The sequence below is a fragment of the Streptomyces sp. NPDC047043 genome (assembly GCF_040644055.1).
Taxonomy (GTDB): Bacteria; Actinomycetota; Actinomycetes; order Streptomycetales; family Streptomycetaceae; genus Streptomyces.
In genome coordinates this window covers 85,163-99,557 of record NZ_JBEYVO010000044.1, presented here as the reverse complement: position 1 = coordinate 99,557, position 14,395 = coordinate 85,163, and the positions used below count along the sequence as shown (strand labels likewise).

At 71.9% G+C, this 14,395-nt stretch carries 12 protein-coding genes; 2 read left to right on the top strand and 10 right to left on the bottom strand.

What is annotated here, in order from left to right; genetic code table 11:
* Nucleotides 1–91 precede the first annotated feature (91 nt).
* The 10 genes from ABZ880_RS47440 to ABZ880_RS47395 form a co-directional block, all read right to left on the bottom strand.
* Nucleotides 92–1,876: an ABC transporter ATP-binding protein gene (locus ABZ880_RS47440; RefSeq protein ID WP_361277259.1), complete on the bottom strand. Its 1,785-nt coding sequence runs from the start codon at nt 1,874–1,876 to the stop codon at nt 92–94.
* A gap of 35 nt (nt 1,877–1,911) precedes the next feature.
* Nucleotides 1,912–2,763, bottom strand: coding sequence for an ABC transporter permease (locus ABZ880_RS47435; RefSeq protein WP_361277258.1), 852 nt, complete (start codon nt 2,761–2,763; stop codon nt 1,912–1,914).
* A complete protein-coding gene (locus ABZ880_RS47430; RefSeq protein WP_361277257.1) occupies nt 2,760–3,788 on the bottom strand; it encodes an ABC transporter permease in 1,029 nt (342 codons plus the stop codon). The genes ABZ880_RS47435 and ABZ880_RS47430 overlap by 4 nt, the downstream gene beginning before the upstream one ends.
* Before the next feature lie 70 nt (nt 3,789–3,858).
* Nucleotides 3,859–4,464, bottom strand: a complete 606-nt coding sequence (locus tag ABZ880_RS47425) for a cysteine hydrolase (protein ID WP_361277256.1) — start codon at nt 4,462–4,464, stop codon at nt 3,859–3,861.
* Between the two features lie 41 nt (nt 4,465–4,505).
* Complete coding sequence (locus ABZ880_RS47420) at nt 4,506–5,294, bottom strand: SDR family NAD(P)-dependent oxidoreductase (protein WP_361277255.1); 789 nt, start codon at nt 5,292–5,294, stop codon at nt 4,506–4,508.
* Nucleotides 5,278–6,120 (bottom strand): MoaF C-terminal domain-containing protein, encoded by an 843-nt coding sequence (locus ABZ880_RS47415; protein WP_361277254.1) that lies wholly within the window; start codon nt 6,118–6,120, stop codon nt 5,278–5,280. Before ABZ880_RS47415 ends, ABZ880_RS47420 begins: the two co-directional genes overlap by 17 nt.
* A gap of 105 nt (nt 6,121–6,225) precedes the next feature.
* Nucleotides 6,226–7,224 (bottom strand): 3,4-dihydroxyphenylacetate 2,3-dioxygenase, encoded by a 999-nt coding sequence (gene hpaD, locus ABZ880_RS47410; RefSeq protein WP_361277253.1) that lies wholly within the window; start codon nt 7,222–7,224, stop codon nt 6,226–6,228.
* Entirely contained in the window at nt 7,221–8,714 is a 1,494-nt protein-coding gene (hpaE, locus tag ABZ880_RS47405; RefSeq protein ID WP_361277252.1) for a 5-carboxymethyl-2-hydroxymuconate semialdehyde dehydrogenase, read from the bottom strand. Before hpaE ends, hpaD begins: the two co-directional genes overlap by 4 nt.
* 9 nt (nt 8,715–8,723) lie before the next feature.
* Nucleotides 8,724–9,647 carry a 4-hydroxy-tetrahydrodipicolinate synthase gene (gene dapA / locus ABZ880_RS47400; RefSeq protein ID WP_361277251.1) on the bottom strand — a complete coding sequence of 308 codons (924 nt, stop codon included), beginning with the start codon at nt 9,645–9,647 and terminating at the stop codon, nt 8,724–8,726.
* Nucleotides 9,644–11,152, bottom strand: coding sequence for a fumarylacetoacetate hydrolase family protein (locus ABZ880_RS47395; protein ID WP_361277250.1), 1,509 nt, complete (start codon nt 11,150–11,152; stop codon nt 9,644–9,646). Before ABZ880_RS47395 ends, dapA begins: the two co-directional genes overlap by 4 nt.
* Before the next feature lie 299 nt (nt 11,153–11,451).
* Between ABZ880_RS47395 and ABZ880_RS47390 the strand changes: the two genes are divergently transcribed.
* Both ABZ880_RS47390 and ABZ880_RS47385 read left to right on the top strand, forming a co-directional pair.
* Nucleotides 11,452–12,429, top strand: a complete 978-nt coding sequence (locus ABZ880_RS47390) for a helix-turn-helix domain-containing protein (protein ID WP_361277249.1) — start codon at nt 11,452–11,454, stop codon at nt 12,427–12,429.
* A 170-nt stretch (nt 12,430–12,599) separates the two neighbouring features.
* The gene (locus ABZ880_RS47385) at nt 12,600–14,051 is read left to right on the top strand and encodes an aldehyde dehydrogenase family protein (protein ID WP_361277248.1); all 1,452 of its coding nucleotides are present in this window, start codon (nt 12,600–12,602) and stop codon (nt 14,049–14,051) included.
* Nucleotides 14,052–14,395 lie beyond the last annotated feature (344 nt).

Here is a 14,395-nt window from a genome sequence, read left to right as displayed (position 1 = left end):
CTCCCCCACCCCCCCTCCCTCCCGACCCCCCCCTCCCCCCCCGGGGGGGGGCCGGTGACCCCCCCCCCCCCCCGGCCCCACGCCGTTGCGGTCAGGAGACCGCCAGGCGGGGTGAGTTCGCGACCAGCGAGCGGGTGTAGTCCTCGACGGGGTTGTCCAGGACGTCCGCCGTCGTGCCCGACTCGATCGTGCGGCCGCCGTTGAGCACCACGACCCGGTCGGCGAGGGCCCGCACGACACCCAGGTTGTGGGTCACGAACACCAGGGCCAGCTCCCGCTCGGCGCGCAGCCGGTCCAGCAGTTCGATGATCGCGGCCTGCACGGAGACGTCCAGCGCCGAGGTGATCTCGTCGCAGACCAGCACCGTCGGCTCGCACAGCAGCGCGCGGGCGATGGCCACCCGCTGGCGCTCGCCGCCGGACAGGTCCCGGGGACGCGCCCCGGTCAGCCGACGGGGCAGCGAGACCTGCTCCAGCGCCGCCGCGGCCCGCTCCTCGGCCTCCGCCCGGCCCAGGCCGAAGAAGTGCCGCACCGGTACCGCCAGGGACTCGCCGATGGTGTGACGCGGATTGAGGGAGCGGTACGGGTTCTGGAAGACGTACTGGATCGTGCGCCGCTGCTGCGCGGTGCGTTCCCGGGAGCGGCCGGCCAGCCGCTCGCCGAGACAGCTGATCGTCCCGGTGTCCGGCGCGGCCAGTCCCACCAGCGAGCGCGACAGCGTGGTCTTGCCGCTGCCGGACTCGCCCACCACGGCGAGACACTCGCCGGCCGCCACGGAGAAGGTGGCGTCCTGGATGACGGGCACCCCGCCGTAGCCCACGCTCACCCCGCGGACGTCGAGCACCGGCGGGCGACTGTCCTCGGGGATCTGCCGGGCGTCCGGCTCACCGGCGATCCTGACGGGCGCGTCGAGATCGGTCACCCGGGTGCAGCGCACCGCGTGGTCGGTCCCCAGGGGACGCAGGACCGGGTCCGGTTCGTCGCACCGGGCCTCGTGGAAGGCGCAGCGGGGGGCGAAGAAACACCCGGGCGGGCGGGATCCGGGGGAGGGCGCGTGTCCCGGGACCGGGGTCAGCACCCGCCGCTCCGTGACGTCCGGGACGGTCGCGAGAAGGCCGCGGCTGTACGGGTGCCGGGGGCCGGTGAACAGGACGGGCGCCGGCGCGGACTCGACGATCCGCCCCGCGTACAGCACGATGACCCGGTCCGCGAGCTCCTGAACCACCGCCAGGTCGTGGCTCACGTACAGCGCGGCGACCCCGTGCCGACGGCACAGTTCCTTGACGGTCTCCAGGACGTGCGCCTGGGTGATGACGTCCAGACCGGTGGTGGGCTCGTCCAGGACGATCGCCTTGGGGCGCAGCACGAACGCCATGGCCAGGGCCAGCCGCTGTTGCTGACCGCCGGAGAGCTGATGCGGGAAGCGGGCGAGGAACGCCTTGTCGGCGGGCAGCCTGACCTCGTCCAGCGCGCGCGTGACCAGGCTCTGGAGTTCCTCGTCGGAGACGCCGGGCCGGTGCACGGTCACGACCTCGCGCAGCTGGGTTCCGATCCGGTGCGCGGGGTTGAGGGCGGCGCCCGGGTCCTGCGGGATGTACGCCACCAGGCGCCCGCGTACGTCGGCGAGCCGGGCCCGGTCGAGCCCGAGGATGTCCACTCCGTCGACCACGACCCGGCCGGCGGTGATCCGGGCGCCCTTGCGGGCGTAGCCGAGCAGGGCCGATCCGACGGTGGTCTTGCCGCTGCCGGACTCGCCGACCAGGGCGACGATCTCCCCGGCGTCGAGGGTGAACCCGACGTCGCTGACCACGTCGGCGCCGCTCGCCGTCAGCTCGACGCGCAGCCCCGACACCTCGACCATGTGCGCTCTCGTCACCGGGCGCCGCCTTTCCGTGGAAGTCGTGGAGGTCGTCATGCGCCGTTCCCGTCCGTGAGTCCGGCCGCACGGCGGCTGACTCCCTCGCCGAGGGTGTTGGTGGCCAGCGTGAACAGGGCGATGAGAACGACCGGCAGGGCCGCCGCCCACGGCTGGAACACCAGGCCCGCCCGGTTCTCGTTCACCATCAGGCCCCAGTCCGCGTGGGGCGCCTGGATGCCGTAGCCCAGGAAGCTGAGTCCGGCGATCACACCGATCGACCAGGTCAGGATCGCCCCGGTCTGCACCACGAGAGGGGCGACGATGTTCGGCAGCACCTCGCGCAGCAGGATCCGTCGCCGGGGGACGCCCATCATCTCGGCCACCTCCACGAACTCCTGCTCGGCCGTCTGAAGCGTCACCCCGCGCACGAGACGTCCCACGGTGGGGCTCCAGCCGAGGGCCACCAGGACCACGATCAGCAGCGGGCTGTGACCGAGCAGAGACACGAACAGCAGCACGAACACGATCTGCGGGAAGGCCAGCAGCACGTCCATCAGCCACACGATGAAGCCGCCCAGGAAGCGGCGGACGTAACCGGCCACCAGCCCCAGTACGGTGCCCAGGGCCACTCCGAGGGCGGTGGTGGCCACCGCCATCCACACCACGGAGGTGCCGCCGGCGAGGACCCGGGAGAGCACGTCCTGCCCGAGGTAGTCGGTACCGAGCGGGTGCCCGGCACCGGGCGGCTGGTAGGGCGCGCCCACGATGTCCGACGGGGCGTGCGGCGCCAGGTACGGCCCGGCCAGCGCGAGGAGGACCATCAGCCCGGTGGCGACCGCGCCCCACAGCAGCTGCCCGTCGCGCAGCGCCCTGGGCCTGGGCGGCGTGAGGCTCAGCGCCGTCATCGCAGCCCCCTGGTCCGCAGCTTCGGGGTGACGTACACGGTGACGATGTCGGCGAGAAGGTTGAACATCACGACTCCGGCGGAGAAGAGCAGGGTGATCGCCTGGATCACCGGCATGTCCCGGTACGACACGGCGTCGTTGAGCGCGCCGCCGAGACCCGGGTAGGTGAAGACGTACTCGACGACGACCACCCCGCCGAGCAGATAGCTGAGCATGAGCGCCGTCCCCTGCACCGCGGGCACCAGCGCGTTGGGCAGGGCATGCCGCCAGACGATCCGCCGCTCGGGGATGCCGCGCAGCCGTGCCATCGCCACATAGTCGGACTCCAGGACCTCGATCACCGACGCGCGCACCATCCTGGCGAGGAAGGGCGTCGTGGTGAGCAGAAGGGTCAGACTCGGCAGCACCAGCGCCGAGGGATGCGCGAAGGGGCTCGACCCGGGTGGGATCAGTGAGGCCGAGGGGAACCAGGCGACCACGGTGGTGGACAGCACGATCAGCACGAACGCGCCGATGACGAAATCCGGCAGGGCCATCAGACCGACCAGGACGGTGTTCACCGAGCGGTCGGCGAGCCGGTCGCGTCGCACGGCCAGGGCGATGCCGAGGGCGAGCGAGAGCGGAACCATCAGGACCGCCACCACGAGGAGCAGGGACAGCGAGTTCACCGCCCGGTCGGCCAGCAGGGACCCCACCGGCCGCTGCGAGGCGATGGACTGCCCGAAGTCGCCGCGGACGGCGTGACTGAGCCAGTGCCAGTACTGGCTGGACAGCGACTGGTCCAGGCCGAGCTTGGTCCGCAGCTCGGCGACCAGGGCGGGTGTCGCCTGCTTGCCGAGGATGGTGCGCGCCGGGTCCGAGGGGAGCAACTGGGTGGCGAAGAAGATCACGACGGAGACGGCCAGCAGTACCAGCACGCCGGAGCCGATCCGCGCCACGATCCACAGGTGCCGGGAACTGCGGACACGACGCGTGGCCCGGCCCACGGCGCCGCCGGTCATGACGGGGGCAACGGTTTCGATCATGGAAGGCCCTCTCGCGGGAGCACGTGGGTCGAGGCCGGGCGGGAAGGGGGCGTAGTGCGGGAAGGCCGTTCTACTTGAGCGCGGCCAGTACCTCGGCGGTCGTGCCGATCTCGCAGAGCAGCGAGAGACCGAGGGACAGGGCGCCCTCGTGCCACTCGCGGCTGATCGAGCAGAGGCCGTCACTGGCCAGGACGATCCGGTAGCCGATGTCGGCACCGTAACGGGCGGTGCTCTCCACGGACAGGTTCGTCCACGTTCCGGTCAGGATCAGGGTGTCGACGTCGGCGGCGCGCAGCACGATGTCCAGCTCGGTCCCGGTGAACGCGCTGACCCGTTCCTTGTGGATCACGAGGTCACCGTCGACCGGTTCGAGACCGGGCAGTACGTCCATGCCCGGGTCGCCCTCCTGGAGGCTCTCCTCGTCGGCCAGCTCGCGGAACAGCTCGGGGAGCCGGCCGGTCGGCCGTACCCCCTTCGCGCTGCGGTGGTGCACATGGATCACCTGGAGGCCGCCCGCGCGGGCCGCGTCCAGCAGAGAGGCGATGTGCGCGACCACGTTCTGTTCGATCGCGTGCGCGCCTGCGCCGTCCTCCGCGTCCGGTCCGGCCACGCTCTCGTGCATGTCGAGCACCAGCAGGGCCGTGTGGGCGGAGTCGAGGGGCTTGATCTCACTCATGGGCTGGGGTCTCTCCCGGTTGGGCCGACGGGGCCGGAGGCTCAGTGGTAATGGTTCATGGCGGTCTGGCCGCCGTCGACGGCGATGGTCGCGCCGGTCAGGAACGTGGGCGCCTCGGTGACCAGATAGCGCACGACGTCGGCGACCTCGGCGGGATCGGCGGCACGGGACATCGGGTTCATGTGCCGAAGCCACTCCGCGTCCACGGTGTCCACGAAGTCGGAGATCATCGGGGTGCGGATCCAGCCCGGCGCGATCGCGTTCGCGGTGATGCCGTAGGGGGCGAGGTCGACCGCCAGGCTGCGGGCCAGGGAGTGCACGGCGGCCTTCGCGGCGTTGTAGTGGGCCAGCCCCGCGTCGCTGACCATTCCGCTGACCGAGCCGATGAGCACGATCCGCCCGCCTCCTCGGGCCTTCATCAGCCGGGTGGCGTGCATGCAGGACAGGGCCGCGCCGTTGACCACCACGTCGATCATGGTGTGCCAGTCGGCGGGTGTGAGTTCGTCGAACGGCGCCACGTGCAGGGCCGCCGCGGCGGTGACCAGGGCGTCGAGCCGGCCGTACTCGGCCTCCACCCGGGCGAACAGGGCGTCGACGTCCGCGGGGGCGCCGACATCGGTGGGTACGGCGCAGACACGGGCGGCGGGCGCGATCGTACGGAGGCGCTCCACCGCGTCCGCGAGGGCCTCGGCGCGACGGCCGGCCACGACGACGTCGTAGCCCCGTCCCGCCAGGGCCTCGGCGACGGCGAGACCGATACCCGTGGCCCCGCCGGTCACGACGGCCACCGGTGCGTCCCGGCGCCCGCTCGCGTCAGTGCCGGAGCTCACGTGGGTCTCCCGGTTGCTCGGCATCGGCAAGGGCGGCGGTCCGGGGGTCGTACGGCTCGGGGAACCAGCTGTTGCTGATCGCCGTACCGCGGGCGCCGAAGGAGAAGGCGTTGAGCGAGCCGTCCTCCTCCTCGCCGAGCATCGAGGCGTACGACTGCATGGTCGTCAGGTTCAGCACCATCACGGCCGCGATCGGCAGGACCCGCTCGCCGAAGCCCAGGACATGGATGTCGTCGCGGACCTTGAACATCACGCACGGGTCGACCTCCGCCAGCCGGAACTCCTCACCGGCCAGGCAGTGCCACACGTACCAGTCCTCGTTGAGGTAGATGTGCTCGTAGACGTCGGTGGGGCTGTACGTCCACATGATCCGGCGGCCGACCAGCTCCCGGGAGCGCTCGAACCGTCCGGTGCCCCCGGAGCCGCTGAGGGCTCCGTGCCGGAACCGCTGTCCGACCTTGGGCTGTCCGGGGGTCTTCGTCCCGGCGACCGTGCTGTCGACGACCAGTGCCCTGCCGTCGCGCAGGTCGAGGAGCGCGGACCGGGAGGTCTTGCCCTCGGTGATCGCCTCCCGGCGCAGGAAGAACAGGTCGGGGGCGACCTGGAACACCTCGTAACGGTGGACGGGCCGGACCGCCGAGCCGCCGGAGGAGTCCACCGCGGCCGACGGTTCCCGCAGGTCGACCACGACCTCGGCGCCGTCGTCGAGGGCGATGACGAGCCGGCGGCCGTGCAGGGCCTCACTGGGTGCGGGTCTGTTGGTCAGGAAGGTGTCGCCGAGCCCGAGGGAACCGGCGTCGGCGTCGAGATCGGATGGAGTGCTCATGGTTCTTGTCTATTCGTCGGAGTGGACCGGGGTCTTGTCCGCCAGCGACCTGCACTTGCCGGGAGCGGCACACTGACGGTCGGCGCGGGGCCGGGAGGGGCCGGCTCAGCCGAGGCCGTCCGCACCGACCCGTACGGCCGACTCGTCCAGCAGGGCGTCGGAGACGGGCTGCGGACGTCCTTCGAGGTCGAGGACCGGGGTCGCCTCTTTGTACCAGGACTCGATGACCGCGTTGCCCCAGAAGTCGCGGCGGCGGTCGTCGTGGACGTTCCATCGGTACGTCTCGTGGTCGGGGTCGCCGGTGTAGTAGTCGGAGGTGTAGATCTCCACCCGGTGCCCGTCGGGGTCGCGGAGATAGAGGTAGAACGCGTTGGAGACGCCGTGGCGGCCGGGTCCGCGCTCGATGTGGTGTTCCTTGCGGAGGGCGCCGAAGATGTCGGCGGCCCGCAGGACCTGGTGCGATTCGTGGGTGGCCACGCCCAGGTGGTGCAGCCGGGGCCCGGCGCCGCCGGTGAAGGCGACGTCATGGACGGTCTGCTTGCGGTACATCCAGGCCGCGTACAGCTCGTGCTCGTCGCCCTCGATGGTCTCGGAGCAGCCGAAGCCTAGGGACTTGTAGTGGGCGTAGGCGGCCGGGATGTCGGGGGTGCAGATGTTGAAGTGGTCGAGGCGGGCGATCTGGGCGCCGCGGTGGAGGTCGTAGCGCTGGATGAGGCGCTCGCCTCGCTCGATCTCGTGGAAGAACTCGACCGGGAAGCCGAGCGGGTCTACGACGCGTACGGCGTCGCCGACGCCGACCGTGCCCTCGCCCTTCTTCAATCGCTTGACGGGGCGGCCGAGTCCGGCGAAGAACTTCTCCGCCTTGTCGACGTCCTCAGGGGCGCGGACGCGGTAGGCGATGTGGTCGAGGGCGGCGATCCCGCCCCTGCGCAGAACGAGTGAGTGGTGGGTGAGTTCGTCGGTGCCGCGCAGGTAGAGGCTGTCGGCATCCTCGTACTGGACGTGGAAGCCGAGCATGTCGACCCAGAACCAGCGGGCGGCGCCGAGATCCGTGACGGCGAGCTGTGCGTAGGCGGAACGGATCACATCGGGGGCGGTCGTCATCGGCGGGCTCCGAAGCGCGGGACGTGGGTGTCGCCGAGGGCGACCGAGACGATCTGCCGGTCGGTGTAGAAGTCGATGCTGTGCACCCCGCCCTCCTGGCCGAGCCCGGAGGCCTTGACCCCGCCGAAGGGCGTGCGCAGGTCGCGGACGTTGTGGGAGTTCAGCCACACCATGCCGGCCTCGATCGCCTGCGCGACACGGTGACCGCGCTTGAGGTCGGAGGTCCAGATGTAGCCGGCCAGTCCGTAGCGGGTGTCGTTGGCCAGACGGATCGCGTCCGCCTCGTCCTCGAAGGGCGTGAGCGCGACGACCGGGCCGAAGATCTCCTCGCGCCAGATCCGCATCGACGGGTCCACGTCGGCGAAGGCGGTGGCCGCGAGGTAGTTGCCCTCCGGCAGGTGCGCCGGCCGTTCACCGCCCGCGACCAGCCGGGCACCCTCCTCCCGGCCGGACGCCACAAAGCCGAGGACGCGCTCGTAGTGCTCCGGGTGGACCAGCGCACCTATCTCGGTCGCCGGGTCCTGCGGGAGGCCGACGCGGACGCGGGCGGCCCGTTCGGCGAACCGGGCCACGAACTCGTCGTAGACGGAGGCCTCGACGATGATCCGCGAGCCGGCCGTGCAGCGCTCCCCGTTGAGGGAGTACACGCCGAACAGCGCCCCGTCCACGGCCGCGTCCAGGTCGGCGTCCGCGAAGACCACGCAGGGGGACTTGCCGCCCAGCTCCATGGACAGGCCCTTCAGGCCGGTGGCTGCGGCCCGCATGATGAGCTGCCCGGTCGTGGTCTCTCCGGTGAAGGAGAGCAGCGGTACGTCCGGGTGCTCGACCAGGGCGGCGCCGGCTTCCTCGCCGATGCCGTGGACGAGGTTGAAGACGCCCTGGGGCAGGCCGGCCTCCTCCATGATCCGCGGCCACAGCGAGGCGGACAGCGGGGTGAACTCGGCGGGCTTGAGCACCACCGTGCAACCGGAGGCGAGGGCGGGGGCCAGCTTCCAGCTCTCCAGCATGAACGGGGTGTTCCACGGGGTGATCAGCCCGGCGACGCCGATCGGCTTGCGGACCACGTAGCCGATCTGCGCGGCGCTGCGGAAGGCGTCCTCGTGCAGCGCGTTGATCACGTCGGCGAAGTAGCGGAAGTTCTCGGCGGCCCGGCGGGCCTGTCCCCGGGCCTGGGTGATGGGCAGTCCGGTGTCGAAGGACTCCAGCTCGGCGAGCCGGTCCTCGCTGGCCTCGATGCCGTCGGCGATCCGCTGCAGGATCCGGCCCCGCTCGCGCGGGCTCATCCGCGGCCAGGGGCCGTCCGTGAACGCCCGGTGCGCGGCGGCGACCGCCGCGTCGACGTCGGCGGGCCCGCCGGAGGCCACCGCGCAGTAGGGCACGTTGCTCGCCGGGTCGGCGTTCGGGAACGTCCTCCCGTCGGCCGAGTCGGTGTACGCCCCGTCGATGTAGTGCTGGATCAGCTTGGGCAGGTCGTCGGGTGTCTTGGACATGTCTGGTCCTCAGAGGTCGAAGTCGAGGAGGTCGGCTCCCGCGGCGCGCAGGGCCCTGATCCGGGTGAGGCCCGCTTCGGTGGGTTCGACCAGCGGCGGACGTACATGTGCGGACCCCAGCAGTCCGGCCTCCCTCAGCACCCACTTGGCGGGCGCCGGGTTGGTCTCCACGAACAGCAGGTCGACCAGCGGATGCAGCCGGTAGTGCAGGTCACGCGCGGCCTCGTGGTCGCCGGAGTCCCACAGCGTGTACATCCGGGACACCGCCGCCGGGGCGATGTTGGCCAGTGCGGAGACGAAACCCGCGCCGCCGAGGGAGAGCAGCGGAAGACACAGCAGTTCGATCCCGGACCACATCAGCAGGTCCTTGCCGCAGGCGTGGAAGGTGCGGGAGAAGTGCTCGAAGTCCTTGGTGGTCTCCTTGATCCCGACGATGTTGTCGAAGTCGCGGAAGAGCCGGGCGACCGTCTCGGGATCGATGTCGACGGCGGTGCGCGAGGGCACGTTGTAGACCACCAGCGGCAGGTCCGGGAACTCCCGGGCCACGGTCGCGTACCAGCGGTACAGCGCCTCCTGCGTGGGACGGGCGTAGTACGGCGTGATGACGAGCGCGGCATCCGCTCCCAGGTCCCTTGCGGCCGCGGTCAGTTCGAGGGTCTCGTCGATCTTGGCCGAGCCGGTGCCGGGCAGGAACGGCACCCTCTCGTCGATCACCTCCACGGCCGCGCGCATGGCCGCGACGCGCTCGGCGACCGTCTGCGCGCCGGGCTCTCCGGTTGAACCGCCCAGGGAGATGCCGTGCGAACCGGAGTCGATCTGCCAGCGGACCAGACGGCGCAGACCGTCGAGGTCCACCGTTCCGTCGTCGGTGAACGGGGTGACCACGGGGGCGAGGGAGCCCCGGATGCGGGCGGGGTCGCTGCGGAACTTCACGGTCGGCTCTCCTGGGGTGCGGGGGTCGGGGGGACGTCGGACTGAGGGGTGGGGGAGGCGGGGAGCCGTGCCGACCCGGCGGCCGACCGGGCGTTGCCCCAGGCGTGATACGCCTCCCGCCAGTCCGGGCCGATCGGGTAGAGACCGGCGACCGAGGCGCCCTCGGCCACGCGTTCGGCGATGAAGGCCTCCTGCCGCTCCTGCTCGACGGAGTCGACGATCAGCTCGTCCAGCAGGTGCGGCGGCAGCACCAGGACCCCGTCGGCGTCGCCGACGATTACGTCCCCGGGCTGTACGAGCGCGTTGCCGCAGGCGATGGGCACGTCGGTGTCCCAGGGGACGTGCTTGCGTCCCAGGACCGCGGAGTGCACCGAGGTCGAGTACACGGGCAGGCCCAGTCCGGCCACGGCGGCACTGTCGCGCAGGCCCCCGTCGGTGACGACGCCGGCCGCGCCGCGCCGCAGCGCCCGCAGGGCGAGGATGTCACCCAGAGTGCCCGCGTCGGCCTCCCGGCGGGCGTCCATGACCAGTACCTCGCCGGGCAGGACGGACTCCACGGCCCGTTTCTGGGCGTTCATGCCGCCGCCGTGGCGGGCGAACAGGTCGTCGCGCAGCGGAAGGTAGCGCAGTGTCCGGGCGGTGCCTACCATCCGCAGATCCGGTCGGACGGGGCGGACACCGTCGACGTAGCAGCCGCTGAGGCCCCGCTTGCGCAGCTGCGAGGCGAGGGTGGCGACGGAGAGCGAGGTCAGGGCCTCCCGCCGCTCCGGAGTCAGTACCGGTTCGACGGGGGTCCCGTACGCCGCGGCCCGGTCCTCGGGGAGGGTGCGGGGCATCGCCCCGTACTCGGCCAGCGGACCCCCGGCCTCGACGACCGGGTTGGCGAGCCTGCCCGTGCTCTGCCCGGATCCGCTGACCTCGACCTCGACCAGGTCGCCCGGCCCCACCACACCGGCGCCGCTCGGCGTACCGGTGAGGATGACGTCCCCCGGCTCCAGGGTGACGGTGCGGCTGAGGTCGGCCACCAGGCGGGCGAAGTCGAAGAGCAGGGTGTCGCTGGTGTCGTCCTGCACGACCTCGCCGTTGACCCAGGTGCGCAGGCGCAGCGCCGCCGGGTCGACCGAGCGGGCGTCCAGCAGCCGGGGGCCGAGCGGGGTGAAGCCGTCGGAGCCTTTGGAGCGCAGGTTGGAACCGCGGTCTGCGTAGCGGAGGTCGTACACTCCCGCGTCGTTCGCGGCCGTCACCCACCGGATGTGCCGCCAGGCCCGGTCGGGCGGCACCCGGTGCGCCCGTTCCCCGACGACCAGCGCGATCTCGCCCTCGAAGGACATCAGCTCGCAGCCTCGCGGGCGGACCAGTTCGTCCCCGGTGCCGGCGAGGGAGGTGGCCGGTTTGAGGAAGTAGGACGGCTGGTCGGGGACGCGACCGCGCTCGGCGGCACGGCTGCGGTAGTTCAGGTGGACGGCGACGACCTTGCCGGGGCTGACGCCCAGGGGATGCGGCATGAGGGCTCTCCGAGCGATGGGTCTGGAAGCGGACGGGCCGGGGGCCGTACGGCCGGACGCGCCGGAGCACGCGGCGCCGTCCACGGTCTCCCGGCGGCGGCCCGGGTGGCTTGTGCGGGGACGCACACCCGTTGACCGCCAGCGAACGCCGGAGGGGCCGGACCCTTGGCGCGGGGCCGTCGGCACGGCACAGTGGGCTCATTCGTTGGGGTTCAAACGATTGTGACCTGACCGAAATATGCGAAACGTCCAATCGGGTGCACCATGACTGACCAGTCGGGACCCCCGAGGGAGGCACCATGTCGCTGGCCCTGCGTACAGCAGATCTGCCCCAGTCCGAACGCTTCGACTTCTGGCGCGACATCGTCTGCGACGCCTTCGTCCCGCTGCGCGCCGAACCGGGCGACGGCCCCTTCCGCGGTCAACTGCGCGGCCTGAGTCTGGGGGAGCTGCAGGTCACCGAGATCGAGGCCACCGCGCACACGGTGTACCGCACACCACGCACCATCGCCTCCTCCGACGCCGACTACTTCAAGCTCGGCCTCCAGCTGCGCGGCTACTGTCTGCTCGCCCAGGACGGACGCGAGGCCCCCCTCACCCCCGGCGACTTCGCGATCTACGACACGACCCGCCCGTACACCCTGTCCTTCGACGACAGCTACCGGCAGCTCGTGCTCATGGTGCCGCGCACCGTGCTGCGTGTCCCGCCGGACAAGGTCTCCCGGATCACGGCCGTCCGGGTGTCCGGGCGCAACGGCATCGGCGCCCTGGTCTCCCCTCTGCTGCTGCGGCTCGCCGACCATCTGGACGAGTACGAGAACGTCGGCAGTCTCCGGCTGGCCGACAACATCGTGGACCTGCTGGTGACCCTGCTGTCGGAACGGCTGGAGACCGAGGCGCCGTCCCCCGACTCCGGGCGGCGCGCGCTGATGATGCGGATCGCCTCGTTCATCGAACGGCACCTGGGAGACCACGACCTCGGCCCCGAGAGCGTCGCGGCCGCGCACTTCATCTCCACCCGCTACCTGCACAAGCTCTTCCGCGACGAGGGCACCACGGTGTCCGCCTGGATCCGCGAGCGGCGCCTGGAGCACTGTCGCCGGGACCTGCGCGACCCGCTGCAACTGAGCCGCCCCGTGGGGGCGATCGCGTCCCGGTGGGGCTTCGCCGACGCCGCCCACTTCAGCCGGGTCTTCCGGTCCGCGTACGGGGCGAGCCCGCGCGAGTACCGGCTCACCAGCGAGCCGGCCGGCGGTCTCACCCTGTCGCTCGACTGATCCGCGCCGGTCACCCGCCGACTGGGCACGACCCGTCAACCGCTGTTCCCTCACGGACAAGACCCCCTGGCCCCGAACGGAGACGCTGGTCACGCAGCCTGGCAGGACCGCGTCAGCGGCCTGCGGCAGACCAGCGGGTACCAACGGGACAAGATGAGGCGGGCACCGGTATGGACGTCGTTCGGGGCAGTTTGTTCATCGGCGGCGAATGGGCCGGTGCCGCCGGCGGGGCGGAGTTCACCAGCTTCGACCCGGCGACGGGCGAGCCCGTCGGGCTCTTCGCGGAGGCCGGCCGGACAGACGTGGACCAGGCCGTGGAGGCGGCGAGCGAGGCTCTTCTCGCGCCCGGCTGGGCCGGCATCACGGCTGCCGCCCGAGCCCGACTGCTGTGGCGGGTGGCCGACCTGATCGAGGAACACGCCGGAGAACTCGCCGAGTTGGAGACCCGCGACCAGGGACAGCCGCTGGGGATCGCCCAGGGAGTGAGCGTGGCCGGCGCGGCCGAGCACTTCCGGTACTACGCCGGCTGGTGCACCAAGATCGAGGGCACGGTCACGCCGGTGTCCTTCCCGGACACCCTGCACTACACCCGGCGCGAGCCGGTCGGCGTCTGTGCGCTGATCACCCCCTGGAACTTTCCCCTGATGATCGCGAGCTGGAAGATCGCCCCGGCGCTGGCCTGCGGCAACACGGTCGTGGTCAAGCCCGCCGAGCAGACCCCGCTCACCACGCTGCGGCTCGTGGAGCTGATCGAGCGGGCCGGTGTCCCGGCCGGTGTCGTCAACCTGCTCACCGGCGGACCGGACGTGGGAAGGGCCCTGGTCGAGCACCCCGGCGTCGACAAGGTCTCCTTCACCGGCTCCACCGCCGTGGGCCGTGAGATCGTGCGGGCCTCGGCGGGCAACCTCAAGCGGGTCACGCTGGAACTCGGCGGCAAGGCGGCCAGTGTCGTCGCCGCCGACGCCGACATCGACTCCGCCGTCGAGGGCTGCCTCCAGGGCGCTCTGCTCAACAGCGGCCAGGTCTGCGCCGCCTACTCCCGCTTCTACGTGGACCGCCGTCGCGCCGACGAGTTCACCGAGAAACTCGCCCGCGCCGCCGCCGGACTGCGCCTCGGCCCCGGCATCGACCCCGACACCCAGCTCGGCCCGCTCGTCAGCGACGAGCACCTCGCCAAGGTCGACTCCTACGTCCGGCGGGGCGTGGCCGAGGGGGCGCATCTCGTCACCGGCGGCAGCCGGGAGAACGGCGCGCTGGAGCGGGGCAACTTCTACCGCCCCACGGTCTTCGGCGGCGTCCACGACGACATGGCCATCGCCCGCGAGGAGATCTTCGGCCCGGTGCTCCCCGTACTCGCCTACGACGATCCGGACGAACTGGCCACCCGGGTGAACGACAGCGACTACGGCCTCGCGGCGGCCCTGTGGACCCGGGACCTGTCCACCGCCCACCATCTCGCCGCCCGGGTCCGGGCCGGCGCGGTCTTCGTGAACATGCTGCCGATCCCGGACAGTGCGGCTCCCTGGGGCGGGTTCAAGGCCAGCGGCTGGGGCCGCGAGATGGGGAAGTACGCCCTCGACGTCTACACCGAGGTCAAGGGCGTCTGGATGCATCTGGGCTGAGCCCGGTCGGAAGCGGCCTCACGGCGACGTACCGGGGGAGACGGGGTTCCGGCCGTCGTCGGTGAACCCCGGTCGGGCTCCGGCCGCGGAGTTCTGACCCGCCCGGCGCCGTGGTCGGGGAGCTGTGGCAGGCCGAGGGCGGCGGTCAAGGGGCGGTTCCGCAGGGCCCCGTGATCGCCGCCCTCGTACGCTCTGGTGCCGGTGTCCGGCCCCTACCCGTGGGGCGCCGCCCGGTGCGGCCCACCGGTCCGCTCCCGTCCCGTCACCCAGCAGCCGCGCGATGCCGGCCGGCCCGACCACGTCCCGCGTGGCCGACGCGATGCCGCCGTGCAGCCACGAGGGAC

What these genes read in the sequence shown, in the direction of transcription:
- ABZ880_RS47435 (WP_361277258.1), bottom strand. Translation starts at nt 2,763, where the DNA reads ATGACGGCGCTGAGCCTCACGCCGCCCAGGCCCAGGGCGCTGCGCGAC.
- ABZ880_RS47430 (WP_361277257.1), bottom strand. Translation starts at nt 3,788, where the DNA reads ATGATCGAAACCGTTGCCCCCGTCATGACCGGCGGCGCCGTGGGCCGG.
- ABZ880_RS47425 (WP_361277256.1), bottom strand. Translation starts at nt 4,464, where the DNA reads ATGAGTGAGATCAAGCCCCTCGACTCCGCCCACACGGCCCTGCTGGTG.
- ABZ880_RS47415 (WP_361277254.1), bottom strand. Translation starts at nt 6,120, where the DNA reads ATGAGCACTCCATCCGATCTCGACGCCGACGCCGGTTCCCTCGGGCTC.
- hpaD (WP_361277253.1), bottom strand. Translation starts at nt 7,224, where the DNA reads ATGACGACCGCCCCCGATGTGATCCGTTCCGCCTACGCACAGCTCGCC.
- hpaE (WP_361277252.1), bottom strand. Translation starts at nt 8,714, where the DNA reads ATGTCCAAGACACCCGACGACCTGCCCAAGCTGATCCAGCACTACATC.
- ABZ880_RS47395 (WP_361277250.1), bottom strand. Translation starts at nt 11,152, where the DNA reads ATGCCGCATCCCCTGGGCGTCAGCCCCGGCAAGGTCGTCGCCGTCCAC.
- ABZ880_RS47390 (WP_361277249.1), top strand. Translation starts at nt 11,452, where the DNA reads ATGTCGCTGGCCCTGCGTACAGCAGATCTGCCCCAGTCCGAACGCTTC.
- ABZ880_RS47385 (WP_361277248.1), top strand. Translation starts at nt 12,600, where the DNA reads ATGGACGTCGTTCGGGGCAGTTTGTTCATCGGCGGCGAATGGGCCGGT.